Source organism: Pseudomonas sp. CCNWLW23 (assembly GCF_037095675.1).
GTDB lineage: Bacteria > Pseudomonadota > Gammaproteobacteria > Pseudomonadales > Pseudomonadaceae > Aquipseudomonas > Aquipseudomonas atacamensis.
Genome location: NZ_JBAWKM010000011.1, coordinates 16221 through 33473 on the forward strand (window position 1 = coordinate 16221; position 17253 = coordinate 33473).

Sequence of the window (17253 nt, forward strand, 5' to 3'; positions counted from 1 at the left end):
TCGAGATCAGAACCACTCCTCCCGCATCCCCAGACACGTATCATCCCGCGCCTCCAGCAAGTCCAGCTCATGCTGGCAACCCGGCACTTCCCATGTCAGGAAATACCGTGCCGCCTGCAACTTGCCCTTATAGAAGTCGACATCCGCCGAATTGCCTTTGGCCAGGCCTTCCTCGGCGCGGATCGCCTGCTCCAGCCAGCGCCAGCCGATCACTGCGTGACCGAACACTTTCAGGTACAGCGCCGAGTTCGCCAGGCCGCTGTTGATCTTGCCTTGGGCCAGATCGGTGAGCAGGCCGATGGTCACGGTTTGCAAGCGGGCCACGAGTTTTTCCAGCGGTTCGCGCAGGGTGGTCAACGAATCGTATGCAGTGGCACGTTCGGCCGTGTTGGCGATCAATCGAATCAGCTGCTTGAGACCGGCGCCACCGTTCTGCGCCAGCTTGCGCCCGAGCAGATCCAGCGACTGGATGCCGTGGGTGCCTTCGTGGATCGGATTCAAGCGGTTGTCACGGTAGTACTGCTCCACCGGGTACTCACGGGTGTAGCCGTGGCCGCCAAGAATCTGGATCGCCAGTTCGTTGGCTTTGAGGCAGAACTCCGAAGGCCAGGATTTGACGATTGGCGTCAGCAGGTCCAACAGCTCATGAGCCTGTTTGCGTTCGGCTTCGGTTTCCAGCGTGGTGGTGTCATCGAACAAACGCGCGGCATACAGGCCGAGGTCAAACGCACCTTCGACGTAGGATTTCTGCGTCAGCAGCATGCGTCTGACGTCCGCGTGCTGAATGATCGGCACCGGCGCCGTGGTCGGATCCTTGCTGTCCGGCACCCGGCCCTGCGGCCGCTCACGCGCATATTCCAGCGAATACAGGTAACCGGCATAGCCGAGCATCACCGCGCCCATGCCGACGCCGATCCGCGCTTCGTTCATCATCTGGAACATGTAGCTCAAGCCATGGTGTGGCTTGCCTACCAGATAGCCGACGCACTCGCCGTTATCGCCGAAGTTCAGCGCCGTCGATGTGGTGCCGCGCCAGCCCATCTTGTGGAACAAACCGGCGAGCAGCACGTCGTTGCGCTGGCCGAGGCTGCCGTCGTCGTTGACCAGAAACTTCGGCACGATAAACAGCGAAATACCTTTCACCCCCGGTGGGGCGTCGGGCAGTTTGGCCAGAACCATGTGCACGATGTTTTCCGACAGCGGATGGTCGCCACCGGAAATGAAAATCTTGTTGCCCTTCAGGCGATAGGTGCCGTCGGATGCAGGCTCGGCGCGGGTACGAATGTCCGACAGTGACGAACCGGCATGGGGCTCGGTCAGGGCCATGGTGCCGAAGAAACGTCCGTCGATCATCGGTTGCAGGAAGCGCTGTTTCTGCTCTTCGCTGCCGAAGCTCTCGATCAGGTTGGCCGCGCCCATGGTCAGGAACGGGTATGAGGTCGACGCTGCGTTGGCAGACTGAAAGTGCGCGAAGCAGGCTTGCGACAGCAGGGTCGGCAATTGCATGCCGCCGGCCTCGAAGCTGCGTGCGGCGTTGAGGAAGCCGGCCTCGAGAAAGGCATCCACCGCCGGTTTCACTTCGGGAATCAGAATGGCCTGGCCATCTTCATAGCGCGGCTCGTTTTCATCGCCCTTGCGGTTGTGCGGGGCGAAATACTTTTCGGCGATGTTGCGCGCGGTGCCGATGGCGGCGTCGAAGGTCTCGCGATTGTGCTCGGCAAAGCGCTCGCGCCGGGTCAGGCCCTCGGCATCGAGGACTTCGTACAGCTCGAAAGCCAGATTGCGGGAACTGAGCAGCGTCTCGGACATGGCGGCCTACCTGGAAATTGGGGTTGGGCCGAGTCTAGGCGTGCTGATAAAGACTGAACAGGATGATTGATAAGCGTGATGTTGGAGCCGCGCGCGGACTTAACAGGCGCCGAAAACAACTGTGGGAGCGAGCCTGCTCGCGAAAGCGGAGGGTCAGGCAACATTGATGTCGACTGAAACGCCGTTTTCGCGAGCAGGCTCGCTCCCACAGAGTATTGCGTACCAGGCGACCATTGCGGTCGCCTGGATTTACAGCGGTTTAACCGATCGTCATCAAGCTGGCATTACCCCCCGCCGCAGCGGTGTTGACGCTCAATGCCCGCTCGATCACCAGACGCTCCAGGGCAATGTTGGTCTCGCCCTGGGACAGGCCCTGAACGCCAACGATTGCACCGCCACGCTGGGCGATCTGCTGGCAGACGCCGCGCAACTGGTCGGAGTGGCCGTGATGCAGCACGGCATCGAACACCACTTCGTCCTTGTTCCAGTCGGCAACGCGCTTGATCCGCGCCTGCACTTCCTTCGGCAGGCGGGCGAATAGCGCCTTGGTCAGTTCGGTTTCCGGCCACACCGCCGAACCGCCCACCGCCAGCACCGCCGCCAGTTGCGTCAGCAGATCACCTTCAACTTCCGCCAGGCACAGCACGTGTTCGCGCGGCAGGATCGCGTAGCTGTTTTTCTCGCCGGTCGGGCCAGCCAGCACCCGGGTGATGCCGCTCTGCGATTGCGCAGCGTATTGCACGCACAGGGTGCTCAGATCGGCAAACTTGTTGTTGTCGGCCCAGGCTTTCAGCGCGTTCAACGATTGGCTCATGGCATCGCGCAAGCGCACGTCCGGGGCGACGATGGCATCACCGCGGGCGAAGGATTGTTCGATGGCGTCGGCAGGACGCGTCGACAGCAGGCGGTACAGATACAGCGGGCCGCCGGCTTTCGGGCCAGTACCCGACAGGCCTTCGCCGCCGAATGGCTGCACGCCGACCACGGCACCGACGATGTTGCGGTTGACGTAGACGTTACCGGCGTTGACGTTGTCGATCACCTTGGCGATGGTCTCGTCGATGCGCGTGTGCACGCCCAGCGTCAGGCCGTAACCGGAGGCGTTGATCTGGCCGATCAGTTGGTCCAGCTCCTTGCGCTTGTAGCGCACCACGTGCAGTACCGGGCCGAAGATTTCGCGTTGCAGTTCGTCGAAGCTTTCCAGCTCGATCAGGGTCGGCATGACGAAGGTGCCGCGCTTGACCTCTTCACTGACGGCAATCGCAACCTGGTAAACATTGCGACCTTTGTCGCGCATGCCTTGGATGTGTTTGTCGATGCCGGCCTTGGCTTCGGCATCGATCACCGGGCCGATGTCCACGGACAGACGCTCGGGGTTGCCGAGACGGCTTTCGGCCATGGCACCTTTGAGCATTTCGATGACGCGATCGGCGGAATCTTCCTGCAGGCACAGCACGCGCAGTGCCGAGCAGCGCTGACCGGCGCTGTCGAAGGCCGACGACACTACGTCGATCACCACTTGTTCGGTCAGTGCCGAGGAATCGACGATCATCGCGTTCTGGCCACCGGTTTCGGCGATCAGCGGAATCGGGCGGCCCTGGCTGTCGAGACGGCCGGCGATGTTGCGTTGCAGCAAGCGCGCGACTTCGGTGGAGCCGGTGAACATCACGCCTTTGACGCGTTCGTCACCGACCAGACCGGCGCCGACGGTTTCACCACGGCCCGGCAGCAGTTGCAGCACGCCTTCCGGGATGCCGGCTTCGAGCATCAGGCGCACAGCCTGAGCCGCTACCAGCGGAGTCTGCTCAGCCGGTTTGGCCAGTACCGGGTTACCGGCGGCCAATGCCGCAGCGACCTGGCCGCTGAAGATTGCCAGCGGGAAGTTCCACGGGCTGATGCACACCACCGGACCGAGTGGGCGGTGGGCGTCGTTGCTGAAATCGTTGCGCGCCTGCACTGCGTAGTAACGCAGGAAGTCGACGGCTTCGCGGACTTCGGCGATGGCGTTGGTGTAGGTCTTGCCGGCTTCGCGAGCCAGCAGGCCCATCAGCGGCTGGATCTCGCCTTCCATCAAGTCAGCGGCACGTTCCAGAATTGCCGCACGTTCGGCCGGCGGGGTGGCCTGCCAGATCGGCGCGGCGTTCAGCGCGCATTGAATGGCGTTGTCGACGTCTTCGACGGTAGCTTCTTGAACGTGACCGACCACATCGCGGTGATCGGACGGGTTCAGCACCGCGACCGGCGTTTCGTTGCTGGAGGCGCAACCGAGCATCGGCGCGGCTTTCCAGTCGTTGTGTGCAGTGGCGAGCAGGGCGCAGGACAGCGAGGCCAGACGATGTTCGTTAGCCATGTCGATGCCGCTGGAGTTGGCGCGCTCGGCACCGTACAGGTCACGCGGCAGCGGAATGCGCGGGTGCGGCAGGCCAAAACCGCCTTCCACGGTGGCCATCTGCTCGATCTGTGCCACCGGATCGGCCACCAGTTCCTGAATCGAAATCGACTGGTCGGCGATGCGGTTGACGAACGAAGTGTTCGCGCCGTTTTCCAGCAAGCGACGTACGAGGTAAGCCAGCAGGGTTTCGTGGGTGCCGACCGGTGCGTACACGCGGCACGGACGGTTCAGCTTGCCCTCGGAAACCTTGCCTACAACCTGTTCGTAGAGCGGTTCGCCCATGCCGTGCAGGCACTGGAACTCGTACTGGCCCGGGTAATAGTTCTGACCGGCGATGTGGTAGATCGCCGACAGGGTGTGGGCGTTGTGCGTGGCGAATTGCGGGTAGATGACTTCCGGCACCGACAGCAGTTTGCGTGCGCAAGCAATGTAGGAAACGTCGGTGTACACCTTGCGGGTGTAGACCGGATAGCCTTCCAGACCCTCGACCTGGGCGCGTTTGATTTCGCTGTCCCAGTACGCGCCTTTCACCAGACGGATCATCAGGCGATGACGGCTGCGGCGGGCCAGATCGATCACGTAATCGATCACGTACGGGCAACGCTTCTGGTAAGCCTGGATAACGAAACCGATACCGTTCCAGCCAGTCAGCTGCGGCTCAAAGCACAGGCGCTCAAGCAGGTCCAGCGACAGCTCGAGGCGGTCGGCTTCTTCGGCGTCGATGTTCAGGCCGATGTCGTATTGCTTGGCCAGCAGGGTCAGCGACAGCAGGCGCGGGTACAGCTCGTCCATCACCCGCTCGTACTGCGCACGGCTGTAGCGCGGGTGCAGTGCCGAGAGCTTGATGGAAATGCCCGGGCCTTCATAAATCCCACGGCCGTGTGACGCTTTGCCGATCGAGTGGATCGCTTGTTCGTACGACGCCAGGTATTTCTGCGCGTCGACTTCGGTGAGTGCCGCTTCACCGAGCATGTCGTAGGAGTAACGGAAGCCCTTGGCTTCGAACTTGCTCGCATTGGCCAGCGCTTCGGCGATGGTTTCGCCGGTCACGAACTGCTCGCCCATCAGGCGCATGGCCATGTCGACGCCCTTGCGGATCATCGGCTCGCCGCTCTTGCCGATGATGCGGCTCAGCGACGAGGTCAGGCCGGCTTCGTTGTGGGTGGAGACCAGTTTGCCAGTCAGCAGCAGGCCCCAGGTCGCAGCGTTGACGAACAGCGAAGGGCTGTTGCCCAGGTGCGGATGCCAGTTGCCGGTGCTGATCTTGTCGCGGATCAGCGCATCGCGGGTGCCTTTGTCCGGGATGCGCAGCAGCGCTTCGGCCAGGCACATCAGCGCCACGCCTTCCTGGGACGACAGGGAGAATTCCTGCAACAGACCCTGAACAATGCCCGCACGACCGCCGGCACTTTTCTGGTTACGCAGTTTTTCGGCGATGGTCGCGGCGAGTTTGTTGGTGGCTTCGGCCATTGGGGCTGGCAGGCGCGCCTGCTCGATCAGCATCGGCACCACTTCCGGCTCAGGGCGGCGGTAGGCTGCGGTGATCGAAGCACGCAGAACCGATTGCGGCAGGATGCTTTCAGCGAATTCGAGGAAGCATTGGTGAGCGTGATCGGTCTGCACTTCGCCTGCGTCATCGGCGTCTTTGGCGGTCAAACCGTTCAACTCGGTCAGGGTTGCACCACCCTCGAGTTTTTCCAGGTAATTGAAAATTGCCTGCTTGATCAGCCAGTGCGGCGTGCGATCAATCGAGGTTGCGGCAGCCTTCAGGCGCTCGCGGGTCGGGTCATCGAGTTTGACCCCAAGGGTGGTGGTAGCCATATTTTTATCCTCATGGTTGCCACAGTTGCGTGGCATCAGCTGGCCGCAAGATTAGCCGTGCGTTGAATGAGGTGCAACCGGGTGCAACCCTTTTTTTGCCGGAATAATACGCAGCTCGTCAGGAAATAATTTCTGGTACGAAAGTGCTGCTCCTGCTTGGTGCTTTTGCTTCTAGCAAAGAGCCATGACTGCCACAAAAGGGAGCAAAAACGGGGCGATCGTCGATTAATCCGACTGGGTGCAACTAATTCTCGCGAAACTGGTTGCACCTTATTTGCTTTGTTGCATAGCATTCGCCGCCAAGGTGCAACCGGGAATAACCCGGTGCATCGGCTGATGGCTTTCCTGGGGAAACATCAGTCTTAAATGCGCGGGATCCCGGATCGTCTGCCAAACGTCGTCGTTTGCGAGCGGTTCACCACCGCCGCTACATAAAAACAAAGCCAGGGCGTAACTCAATGAGCGTAAGCAATCCAACCCTGATCACGTTCGTGATCTACATCGCAGCAATGGTGCTGATCGGCTTGATGGCCTATCGCTCCACCAACAACCTTTCCGACTATATTCTCGGTGGTCGCAGCCTCGGCAGCGTCGTCACCGCGCTGTCTGCCGGTGCCTCCGACATGAGCGGCTGGTTGCTGATGGGCCTGCCGGGCGCCATCTACATGTCCGGTCTGTCCGAAAGCTGGATCGCCATCGGCCTGATCGTCGGTGCCTACCTGAACTGGCTGTTTGTCGCCGGCCGTCTGCGTGTGCAGACCGAGCACAACGGCGATGCCCTGACTCTGCCGGATTACTTTTCCAGCCGTTTCGAAGATAAAAGCGGCTTGCTGCGGATTATCTCGGCGATCGTGATTCTGGTGTTCTTTACCATCTACTGCGCTTCCGGCATCGTCGCCGGTGCCCGCCTGTTCGAAAGCACGTTCGGCATGACCTACGAAACGGCGCTGTGGGCCGGTGCTGCGGCGACGATTGCCTACACCTTCATCGGCGGTTTCCTCGCGGTGAGCTGGACCGACACCGTCCAAGCCACGCTGATGATCTTCGCGCTGATCCTTACGCCGATCATCGTCCTGCTGGCCACTGGCGGCGTTGACACCACGTTCCTCGCCATCGAAGCGCAAGATCCTAGCAACTTCGACATGCTCAAAGGCACCACCTTCATCGGCATCATCTCGCTGATGGGTTGGGGTCTGGGCTACTTCGGCCAGCCGCACATCCTCGCGCGTTTCATGGCGGCGGATTCGGTGAAGTCGATCGCCAAGGCACGTCGCATTTCCATGGCCTGGATGATCCTGTGCCTGGGCGGCACCGTTGCGGTGGGCTTCTTCGGTATCGCTTACTTCTCGGCGCACCCGGAAGTCGCCGGTCCTGTGACCGAGAACCCGGAGCGCGTGTTCATCGAACTGGCGAAAATCCTCTTCAACCCATGGGTTGCCGGTGTACTGCTGTCGGCCATTCTGGCTGCGGTGATGAGCACCCTGAGCTGCCAGTTGCTGGTGTGCTCGAGCGCCCTGACCGAAGACTTCTATAAAGCCTTCCTGCGCAAATCCGCTTCGCAACTGGAGCTGGTCTGGGTCGGTCGTGCCATGGTGCTGCTGGTAGCCCTGATTGCTATCGCGCTGGCTGCCAACCCGGAAAACCGCGTACTGGGCCTGGTGTCCTACGCCTGGGCCGGTTTCGGTGCTGCATTCGGTCCGGTGGTGCTGATTTCGGTGGTCTGGAAAGACATGACCCGCAACGGCGCACTGGCCGGTATTCTGGTCGGCGCGATCACCGTGGTGGTCTGGAAGCATTTCGAACTGCTGGGTCTGTACGAAATCATTCCGGGCTTCATCTTCGCCAGCCTGGCCATCTACTTTGTCAGCAAGGCGGGTGAGCCGACTCGCGGCATGGTTGAGCGTTTCGAGGCAGCGGAAAAAGACTTCCATCTGAACAAGTGATGGACTGAGCTTCGGCTCACCTGAAAACGGCCCGTTTCCTACAGGAAGCGGGCCGTTTTTTTGTGCCTGTGATTTCTCGAATCCTGTGGAAATCCATTGTGGGAGCGAGCCTGCTCGCGAATGCGATTGATCATTCAATGAATGTGTCGACTGACATGCCGCTTTCGCGAGCAGGCTCGCTCCCACAGGGTGGGTGGCAGGTTTGATTGAATTGTCTGTAGTCGAACGGCCGAATTAACAAGGTCCTTTCAGCAACCCACGTAGGGCAAATCTGAATTTCCCGTCACCTGCTCGGCACCCCTTGCCCCTCATGCAGAATCGCCCGCCCTCACACTGCAGAGAGACATCGGATGTTCGCGCCTGCCAATCAACCGCGTTTCACGTTGACCCTCGAAGGCGCCCGGCATGACCTCAAAGTCCTTGAGTTCACGGGCAGGGAAGCCATCAGCCAACCCTATCGCTTCGAGCTGGAACTGGTCAGCGAGCGGCCGGACCTGGATCTGGAAAGCCTGCTGCATGGTCAGGCGTTTCTGAGTTTCGATGCTCAGGGTTGCGGTATTCATGGTCAGATTTATCAGATCGGGCAGGGCGATTCCGGGAAACGTCTGACACGCTATCACCTCAGCCTTGTCCCGCGTCTGACGTATCTGGGGCATCGCGTCAACCAGCGTGTTTTTCAGCATCAGAGCGTGCCGCAAATTGTCACGCAGATCCTCAAAGACCATTCGATCCTGCGCGATGCCTTTGAATTTCGCCTGGGCAGCGAATATCCGGAGCGCGAATACTGCGTGCAATACGCCGAAAGCGATCTGGCCTTTATCCAGCGCCTGTGTGCCGAAGTCGGCATTCATTACCATTTTCAACACAGCCCCGAAGGCCATCTGCTGGTATTCGGCGACGACCAGACCGTGTTCCCCAAGCTGCCCGAGCCGACGCTGTATTTGCCGGGCAGCGGCATGTCGGCGGGGGCGCCGGCGATTCAACGTTTCAATGTGCGCGTGGAAACCCGCACCAGCGTCGTCACTCGGCGCGACTACAACTTCGAAAAACCACGGCTGTCTCTGGAAAGTCGCAGTGACGGCGAGCAGCGTCCGGTGCTGGAGGACTATCTCTTCCCCGGCCAATTCAGTGATCGTGAAACCGGCAAACAGCTGACTCGGCGAGCGCTGGAACGGCACGTCGCCGATTACCGTCAGGCCGAAGGCAGCAGCGACGAGTCTTCATTGGTCTGCGGCCATTTCCTGCAACTCACCGAGCATCCGCGCAGCGACTGGAATGATCTGTGGTTGCTCACCTGTGTCGAGCATCGCGGCCGTCAGCCGCAGGTGCTTGAGGAGTCGGTGACCAGCGATGGCGAATCCTTCCAGGGCTACCGCAATACTTTCGTCGCCACGCCGTGGGACGTGGTCTTTCGTCCGGCACTGTGCCCGGAAAAACCGCGCATGTCGGGTTACCAACCTGCCGTGGTCACCGGCCCGAAAGACCTGGAAATCCATTGCGATGAATATGGCCGGGTCAAAGTGCAACTGGCCTGGGACCGCGATGGCGAATTGAACGAGCACTCCAGTTGCTGGCTGCGCGTCGCGACCGGTTGGGCTCACGATCACTACGGTAGCGTATTGATTCCGCGAGTCGGCATGGAAGTGCTGGTCGGCTTCATTGATGGCGATGCCGACAAGCCGCTGGTCATGGGGTGTCTGCCCAATGCGGCGACCCCGGTGCCGCTGGATCTGCCGGCAGACAAGACCCGAAGCGTGTTCCGCAGCCAGAGCAGCCCCGGAGGTGGCGGTTATAACGAACTGCGCATCGAGGATAAAAAAGGCGCCGAGGAAATCTACCTGCGTGCCCAGCGCAACTGGACCCAGCATGTGCTCAACGACCAGCAGCTGCAGGTCGATAATCAGCGCAGTGTGGTGGTCACCGGCACCGCCCGGCATGAACTCAAGGCCGACGAACAGCGCATCACCCACGGCCAGCGCCAGACCGAAGTCAGGCAGGATGATCATTTGTCCGTGCTCGGCGACCGGCAGGTGCGGGTGAACAGCCAGGCCACCAGCGCCTCGGCGCAGATCCATATCAGCGCAGGCCAGCAAGTGGTCATTGATGGCGGCGCGAGCGCGACGATTCAGGCCGGCGGACAGTGGATCAACATCGGCCCCGGCGGAATTTTCAGCAGTGTGCCGATTGTTGTGGGTGGCGCGCCAATGGCGGCAACGAGTGCGGCACCGGTGGTGCCGGGCTTGCCAGAGAAACTGGCCGCTGCGCCGGCGGCGGTTCTCACCGCCGCACAGATCATGAGTCTCAAAGGTGATGCGCCTTTCTGCGAAGAGTGTGAGCGGTGCAAGGACGGTGTCTGTGCAGCCTGAACAATTGACGCCCGAACAATGGCTGGCGCGGCAACCGCTGCATGCGTCGGAACAACTGTTCGCCATTTTCAGCCGCGCCAGCGATGCCGATGCTTTCAAAGCCTGGCAGGGCACGGCGAATCCGGTCTGGGCCAGGACGATTTATGCCGAGTGGGACGCGGTGATGCCCTATGTGGGAATTGTCGCTGCGGACAGTGAGTTTTTACGTTGGGTGGCGGAAACAGAATCCCGGGATTGGGGATGGTTGGCGGTGTCTTCGGCAGATCTGGATGTGCTGGTCGAACATTTCCGCAGCCTGACTCAAGTGCTGATGCCGGACAGTAAAGCGGTGTTTTTTCGCTTTTGGGATGGTCGGTTTCTGCTGCCTCTTTTGCACTCTGACGAGCTCAATTCCGCGCAATTACTGCCAGTCGTTTCGCGAGCCTTGATCAATGGCCAAGCCATTGAAACCGGGGGCCGTGCGCTGGTTTCGGGGCGGGTCTTTCCGTGGTGGAGCGTGCCGCAATCGCTGTTGGCGCAGACTGATGCAAGCGTACGCATCGCCAATGCTTTGCAATGGCTGAGCGAGGAGCAACCGGCCGTGTTCGAGGCGTTTCCCGAGGCTGTTTCGCGCTGCAAGGTCGGGCAGTTTTTCAAATTATCGATGTCGGAAGATTCGTCACGATCGGCGCTTCTGGAGTTTTTGCTGGCAGAGGCAGAGTGAAATTTCGGGGCAAACGCTTCGGATGTTTCCTTCGAATCGCGGCGGCTTTCATGAACTGGTGCGTGGTGGGTTGCAGGGATAGTCTTTTCGTTGTCACTGCGAGAGTGGTGGCAGGGTGAAGGATTCCCGCATTCATGACGTTACAGTTCGTTGGCTTTTTGCGGCACTTGGTTCAAGTCCGTAAGATCGTTCGCGGCGGCTGTGCGTGGGGCACGCTTCGGCGTGGCCGAGGTCCATGATTGCTCGGTTCCTACTCCCGCGCACAGCTGCCACCCTAACCCGTAGGAAGGTGTGATGGCGGCTCACGTTTATCAATCATGGGACCCGGAAAATGACCAATATGCATACTGATTCACCCTACGAAAAAATCACCCCTCACCCCGACAACCGCTTCATGGCCCTTACCGGCAATTGCAGCGACATGCCCAGCCTGTTCGTCGACACCCATGTGCCCCTCGACATCCTCATGGACGCCGCCAACTATCGCATCCGCGCCGTGGTCCAGGTCCTGGAAAACATGTGCATGCGCGGCTCGATCGAATGCGACTCCGTGATCCTCAGCGACTTCGCCTTGCTGTGCGCCATCCCATTGCGCGATGGCTGTGATGTGCTCGATGTCATCGGCAAGCGCCTGCGCAGCTTGCCCGCCTGAAGATCAGAAGATCGCAGCCTCCGGCAGAGTGAGCGCCTATCCCATGTAGGAGCCGCCGAAGGCTGCGATCTTTTGATTGATTGAAATCGGGGGGGCAGTCAGAGATGTAGGCATCTTGGGTTTTGATAAAGCGGTTGAACGCTTCGGAGTTGTAGATCTTCAGGCACGCAAGGAACACCACTTTTTCATTTGAGTGTTTGCTGCGTGAAGGTGTCTGCTGGTAAGCCGCCGATATGTAGCTCAGTGTTTCTTTATAGGGATCGTGCAGCACTTGCAGCGTTCTTCATCTTGCAGGATGGAATGTAGGCCGTTGCCCATGACTGAATAGGCATTGGCGGACAGCGCAATGTCTTTTTCCAGCGCTGAGCGTTCGTTGAATGGCTTCAGAATGCAGTGGCTCAGCCCGTAGTTCTTTAGTGTCTGGCGTGCCTGTTCAATGTGAGTTTCGTCGGCAAGGGCGAGGTATGGACTTAGAAGGCTGAGTGAACAGATGATGAGATACCGCATGAGTTTTTGACTTCCTGTCGTTCATGGTTAGCCAGTTTAACGCCATAAAAGCAAAGCCCCTCACCCTAGCCCTCTCCCAGAGGGAGAGGGGACTGACCGAGTTGTCTGGGTGATGTACGCCGACCTGCGACTTCAGTGGTGAACTTCGCTTGGCCAAGCCTGGATGGTGGTGTTCTTTTTGGGGACTGGTCGTGTGACGACTTGCGACTTGGGCGCTTATCTACGCTTGGCCAAGCCTGAGATCACGTCGATCATTCAGGTCGATGTAACTCGCAAGATCACCACCATCAGTCCCCTCTCCCTCCGGGAGAGGGCTAGAGTGAGGGCAGGCTTTGGTCCACTCGGCTGCGAACCCCTGACTTGCCGCCCGGTAAAAGGTAAACTTTGCGGCCCTCGCAGGAGCAGCCATGAATTATCGTCACGCCTTCCATGCCGGCAATCACGCCGATGTGTTCAAACACCTGACCTTGACCCGCCTCATAGCCCTGATGTCGCGCAAGGAGCAGCCGTTTGCCTATCTCGACACGCACGCCGGCATCGGTCTGTATGACTTGCAGGGCGATCAGGCCAATCGCACCGGCGAGTACCTGGAAGGCATTGCGCGGTTGTGGGATCAGCCGGACCTGCCGGCGCTGACCGCTGATTACATGAAGGTGCTGCACGAGATGAACCCGGATGGCCAGTTGCGCTATTACCCAGGTTCGCCGGAGCTGGCACGGCGTCTGACGCGGCCGCAGGATCGGGTGATGCTCAACGAGAAGCACCCGGAAGACGGTGTGTTGCTCAAGGACAACATGGCCGGCGATCGTCGGGTAAAAGTGCATCTGGGCGAGGGTTGGCATGTGGCGCGGGCGATGTTGCCGGTGCAGGAAAAGCGCGCGGTGATGCTGATCGATCCGCCGTTCGAGCAACTCGACGAGATGCAGCGTTGCGCGGCGTCGATGAAAGAAGCCATCGGCCGCATGCGCCAGACCGTGGCAGCGATCTGGTATCCGGTGAAGGATCAGCGTGCGTTGCGGCGTTTCTATCAGGACTTGGCAGGCACCGGTGCGCCGAAGTTGCTGCGTGTGGAGCTGCTGGTGCATCCGCTGGATACGCCGAACAGCCTGAACGGTTCCGGGCTGGCGATCGCCAATCCGCCGTGGGGGCTGGAGGAAGAACTGCGGGAGCTGCTGCCGTGGTTGTCGAAGAAGCTTGGGCAGACCCAGGGTGGCTGGCAGATGGATTGGTTGATTGCCGAGAGTTGATCGCCGAGCGATCGTTCCCACGCTCCGCGTGGGAATGCCTCAATGGACGCTCTGCGTCCGCTGTCAGGACGCGGAGCGTCCCGGGCTGCATTCCCACGCAGAGCGTGGGAACGATCAGTCGGGCTAGTTGCCCGCAAGGCTCGCAGGCATGCACACGCCGGTGCCGCCAATCCCGCAGTAACCTTCAGGGTTTTTCGCCAGATACTGCTGGTGATAGGCCTCTGCAAAGTACACGGGCGGGGCTTGGTCGATCTCGGTGCTGATTTCACCCAGACCGGCCTTGGCCAGTTCCGCCTGATACACGTCTTTGCTTTTCAGTGCCGCATCCAGTTGCTCCGGGGTGGTCGCGTAGATCACCGAGCGGTACTGAGTGCCGATGTCGTTGCCCTGACGCATGCCCTGAGTCGGGTTGTGCAGTTCCCAGAACATCGCCAGCAGTTCCTCGTAACTGACCTGGGCCTTGTCATACACCACCAATACCACTTCGGCGTGGCCGGTCAGGCCCGAGCAGACTTCTTCGTACGTCGGATTCGGCGTGAAGCCGCCGGCGTAACCGACGACTGTGCTGACCACGCCTTCGCGCTGCCAGAAACGTCGTTCCGCGCCCCAGAAGCAACCCAGACCGAAAATCGCGAAGTCGACGTCCTGAAAGAATGGACCGAGCAGCGGGGTGTCTTCGAAGACGAAGTGTTTTTCCGGCAGGGTCATCGGGGTTTCGCGGCCGGGCAGGGCTTGTTCTTTGGTTGGAAGCACGTTTTTGTTCACCAGAATTTCCGAGCGCAGAACCATGAGCGTTCCTCTCAGTCAGGTTGGAGGTAAAAAGTCAGACCGCCAGTGTGCCGAATGATGCCGGAATTCGCACTATCAAAACTGTGGGAGCGAGCCTGCTCGCGAAAGCGGGGTGTCAGGCGACGAAGATGTCGACGGTTTTATCGCCTTCGCGAGCAGGCTCGCTCCCACAAGGGATCTTCATAGAAGCCGGCGTTAGAGACAGAGCGGCCCACGCGGATAGCGCTTGAGCGCTTTGGTCAGTTCATCACCCGGAATCGGTCGGTCGAACAGATAACCCTGACCGACGTCGCAACGATGCCGGCGCAGGAACGCCAGTTGCTCGGCGGTTTCGATGCCTTCGGCGACAACTTTGAGTTTCAGGTTGTGGGCCATGGCGATCACGGCGGAGGTGATTTCCATGTCGTCCTGGTTGTCGGGGATTTCATGGATGAAGCTGCGATCGATCTTGATGATGTCGATCGGGAATTTCTTCAGATAGCTCAGCGACGAGTACCCGGTGCCGAAGTCATCCATGGCCAGGGTCAGCCCCAGGCGTTTGAGCTGGTCGAGCTGCAAATGCGTGTCTTCGGTGGCTTCCAGCAGCAGGCCTTCGGTCAGCTCCAGTTCGAGCAGATTGGCCGGCAGCGCTTCTTCCCTGAGGATGTTGGCGATCGAGGCGACCAGATCCGGATCGGAGAACTGTTTCGGTGACAGATTGATTGCCACTTGCAGGTTGCCAAGGCCCGCAGCGGTCAAGGATTTGCTCATGCGGCAGGCCTGACGCGCGATCCATTTGCCGATCGGAATGATCAGGCCGGTTTCCTCGGCGACGCTGATGAACTGGTCCGGGCGAATCATGCCGCGTTCCGGATGGTTCCAGCGCAACAGCGCTTCCATGCCCAGCAGACGACCGCTGCGCAGGCACAGCTTGGGCTGGTAGAACACGTCCAGTTCGTTCTGCGTGAGGGCGCGGCGCAGGTTGTTCTCGACGAACAGTTTGTAACTGGCTTCGGCGTTCAGCGCTTCAGTGAACACCTGCAATTGGTGTTTACCGTTGGCCTTGGCCTTGTGCAGCGCCAGGCCGGCGTTGCGCATCAGGGTCTGCGGGTCGCGCCCGTGCAGCGGCGCGCAAGCGAGGCCGACGGAGCCGGTGACGCTGATCAACTGATTGTCGACGAACATCGGCTTGTCGAGGGTCATCAGCAACTGACTGGCGATCTGCTGCCCGGCTTCAAGGTCGGTGTCGTCGAGCAACACGGCGAATTCGTTACTGGCAAAACGCGCCAGGCTGCCACTCGGGCTGAGGCTGTTGCGCAGGCGCCGGGCGAGGCTGATCAACAGTTTGTCGCCGGTCTGGTGGCCGAGGCTGTCGTTGATCCGCTTGAAGTTGTCGATGTCCACCAGCAACAGGCTGATCGGCGTATCGCTGTCGCGGGCGAAGCGCTCATCGAGATTGCGGATGAATGCCGGACGGTTGCCGAGGTTGGTCAGGTTGTCGGTGTAGGCCAGGCGCTCGATACGTTGCTGCGCGAGTTTGGTCTGGGTGATGTCTTCGTAGATGCCGATGTAATGCGTCAGCTCACGGTTATCGCCATAGACCTTGGAAATCGACAGCTGGCCCCAGTACGGTTCGAGGTTCTTGCGGCGGCTTTTGAATTCGCCCTGCCAGCTGTTGCTCTGGGCCAGCGCCGAGGGCGCGTCGAACAGCAGTTCGCTGAGGTTTTCCAGCGCCGGCAATTCCGACAGGCGCTGACCGTGGACTTCCTCGGTGGTGTACTGGGTGATCGCAGTGAAGCTCGGGTTGACGTACTCGACCACGCCGTCACAGTTGACCAGCAAGAAGGCGTTGGCGCTTTGCTCGACCGCGCGCTGAAACAGGTGCAGGGCGCTGGTGGCGGTGCGCCGGTTGTGATTGTTGATTACTTGTGCGAACTGGTCGGCCAGCTCACCGGCAAAGGCGATTTCGTCGGACTGCCAGGCGCGGGTGACGCCGGTCTGTTCCAGGCACAACACGCCGACTACCTGGCCGTCGACGCGAATGCTGGCATCGAGCATGGCGTTGACGTCACGCGGACGCATCGCCTCGGCCATCTCGCGGGTGCGCGGGTCGTGCATGGCGTTGTGCGCATCGATGGCGCGGCTGCTGTGCAGCGCTTCCATGTAATCGGGGAAGCCGCTGATATCGATCGGCTCCGGCAGCAGGTATTCCTGAGTTGCGCGGTGGTAGGCGGAGATCGGCAGCAAGCGCTGGCCTTCGAGGTTCCACAGGCTGGCGCAGTCGATTTCGTAGATATCGCAGGCGCAGCGGGTGATCAGCTCGGCGGCTTCCTGCAGCGAGTTGTGCGTGCTGTAGCGCTGGCGTGCGAGCAGCAGAATCAGATCCTGCTGGGCACGCACGCGTTCCAGATGCTGCAGTTGTTCCTGCTGGGCACGCTGGTTCAGCTCAAGGGCGATTTGCAGGCGCGAGTTCTGGGTTTCCAGATCCACCGAAGGCAGCGCCTGGGTTTCGTCGAACACCTCGTCGACGGCCAGCAGGTAGCCGCGCAGCAAATGCCGGTTGTGCTGTTTGTAGGCTTCGCCCAGCTCGAGCATGTTCAACGCGCCGGCGGCGGTGTGCAGGGTGTAGCGCACCACGTAATGCGCGCTTTTGCTCAGTTGCTGCTGGATCGCGTCATGCAGTTGATAGCGCGCTTCGGGCTCCATCAGGCTGGCGTAGGGCGAGCCGACCAGTGCGCAGAGCTCGACGGCCGGCTGGCCGAACTGGCGTTCGCAGTTGGGATCAAGGAACAGCATCGCCCAACTGGCTTCATTCAAGCGCTCGAAACGCAGCATGCCGAGCCGCGAGGGCACAGGCAACTGCGTCACTACCTCGGCCGCCATACGGCTGGCAGCATCGGGCTGGCTCTTCATGAAGGAAACTCGCTTGGAAATATGCTGAATGCGCCGGGCTCTCGCCCTCTTGTCTGTTGGCTGCGGCAAGGTTGCATCATTGCGGCACCGACTGACAAGAGAGATGAAGGCCAAGTGCTATAAGAATATGTC

The 17253-nt window shown here is 60.3% G+C and carries 10 protein-coding genes; 5 read left to right on the plus strand and 5 right to left on the minus strand.

The features are described from left to right. Positions 1-6 precede the first annotated feature (6 nt). Positions 7-1809 carry an acyl-CoA dehydrogenase gene (locus V8J63_RS15295; RefSeq protein WP_336464281.1) on the minus strand — a complete coding sequence of 601 codons (1803 nt, stop codon included), beginning with the start codon at positions 1807-1809 and terminating at the stop codon, positions 7-9. Positions 1810-2068: 259 nt separating this feature from the next. Then, positions 2069-6022, minus strand: a complete 3954-nt coding sequence (putA, locus tag V8J63_RS15300; protein WP_336464282.1) for a trifunctional transcriptional regulator/proline dehydrogenase/L-glutamate gamma-semialdehyde dehydrogenase — start codon at positions 6020-6022, stop codon at positions 2069-2071. Between the two features lie 458 nt (positions 6023-6480). Between putA and putP the strand changes: the two genes are divergently transcribed. From putP to V8J63_RS15320, 4 genes are all read left to right on the plus strand, one after another. Next, complete coding sequence (putP, locus tag V8J63_RS15305; protein ID WP_016772011.1) at positions 6481-7965, plus strand: sodium/proline symporter PutP; 1485 nt, start codon at positions 6481-6483, stop codon at positions 7963-7965. 350 nt (positions 7966-8315) lie between these two features. Then, complete coding sequence (gene tssI, locus V8J63_RS15310) at positions 8316-10331, plus strand: type VI secretion system Vgr family protein (protein ID WP_336464283.1); 2016 nt, start codon at positions 8316-8318, stop codon at positions 10329-10331. Next, positions 10321-11034, plus strand: a complete 714-nt coding sequence (locus tag V8J63_RS15315; RefSeq protein WP_336354022.1) for a DUF4123 domain-containing protein — start codon at positions 10321-10323, stop codon at positions 11032-11034. Before tssI ends, V8J63_RS15315 begins: the two co-directional genes overlap by 11 nt. A gap of 331 nt (positions 11035-11365) precedes the next feature. Next, a complete protein-coding gene (locus V8J63_RS15320) occupies positions 11366-11686 on the plus strand; it encodes a hypothetical protein (protein ID WP_016772008.1) in 321 nt (106 codons plus the stop codon). A gap of 240 nt (positions 11687-11926) precedes the next feature. Here V8J63_RS15320 and V8J63_RS15325 read toward each other — a convergent pair whose 3' ends face one another. Then, entirely contained in the window at positions 11927-12193 is a 267-nt protein-coding gene (locus V8J63_RS15325) for a hypothetical protein (RefSeq protein WP_241663637.1), read from the minus strand. A 407-nt stretch (positions 12194-12600) separates the two neighbouring features. On the opposite strand from V8J63_RS15325, the gene V8J63_RS15330 reads away from it, so the two are divergent. Then, a complete protein-coding gene (locus tag V8J63_RS15330) occupies positions 12601-13440 on the plus strand; it encodes a 23S rRNA (adenine(2030)-N(6))-methyltransferase RlmJ (protein WP_016772007.1) in 840 nt (279 codons plus the stop codon). Positions 13441-13563: 123 nt separating this feature from the next. Here the strand turns inward: V8J63_RS15330 and msrA are convergent, their stop codons facing one another. Together msrA and V8J63_RS15340 are read right to left on the minus strand one after the other, a co-directional pair. Continuing rightward, the gene (gene msrA, locus V8J63_RS15335; RefSeq protein ID WP_110644864.1) at positions 13564-14229 is read right to left on the minus strand and encodes a peptide-methionine (S)-S-oxide reductase MsrA; all 666 of its coding nucleotides are present in this window, start codon (positions 14227-14229) and stop codon (positions 13564-13566) included. 195 nt (positions 14230-14424) lie between these two features. Next, positions 14425-17121 (minus strand): putative bifunctional diguanylate cyclase/phosphodiesterase, encoded by a 2697-nt coding sequence (locus V8J63_RS15340; protein ID WP_336353998.1) that lies wholly within the window; start codon positions 17119-17121, stop codon positions 14425-14427. Between the last annotated feature and the right edge of the window lie 132 nt (positions 17122-17253).

Coding starts and splice junctions, on each gene's coding strand:
- msrA (WP_110644864.1), bottom strand. CDS start 14,229: ATGGTTCTGCGCTCGGAAATTCTGGTGAACAAAAACGTGCTTCCAACC.
- V8J63_RS15325 (WP_241663637.1), bottom strand. CDS start 12,193: ATGCGGTATCTCATCATCTGTTCACTCAGCCTTCTAAGTCCATACCTC.
- V8J63_RS15330 (WP_016772007.1), top strand. CDS start 12,601: ATGAATTATCGTCACGCCTTCCATGCCGGCAATCACGCCGATGTGTTC.
- V8J63_RS15295 (WP_336464281.1), bottom strand. CDS start 1,809: ATGTCCGAGACGCTGCTCAGTTCCCGCAATCTGGCTTTCGAGCTGTAC.
- V8J63_RS15340 (WP_336353998.1), bottom strand. CDS start 17,121: ATGAAGAGCCAGCCCGATGCTGCCAGCCGTATGGCGGCCGAGGTAGTG.
- V8J63_RS15320 (WP_016772008.1), top strand. CDS start 11,366: ATGACCAATATGCATACTGATTCACCCTACGAAAAAATCACCCCTCAC.
- tssI (WP_336464283.1), top strand. CDS start 8,316: ATGTTCGCGCCTGCCAATCAACCGCGTTTCACGTTGACCCTCGAAGGC.
- putA (WP_336464282.1), bottom strand. CDS start 6,022: ATGGCTACCACCACCCTTGGGGTCAAACTCGATGACCCGACCCGCGAG.
- putP (WP_016772011.1), top strand. CDS start 6,481: ATGAGCGTAAGCAATCCAACCCTGATCACGTTCGTGATCTACATCGCA.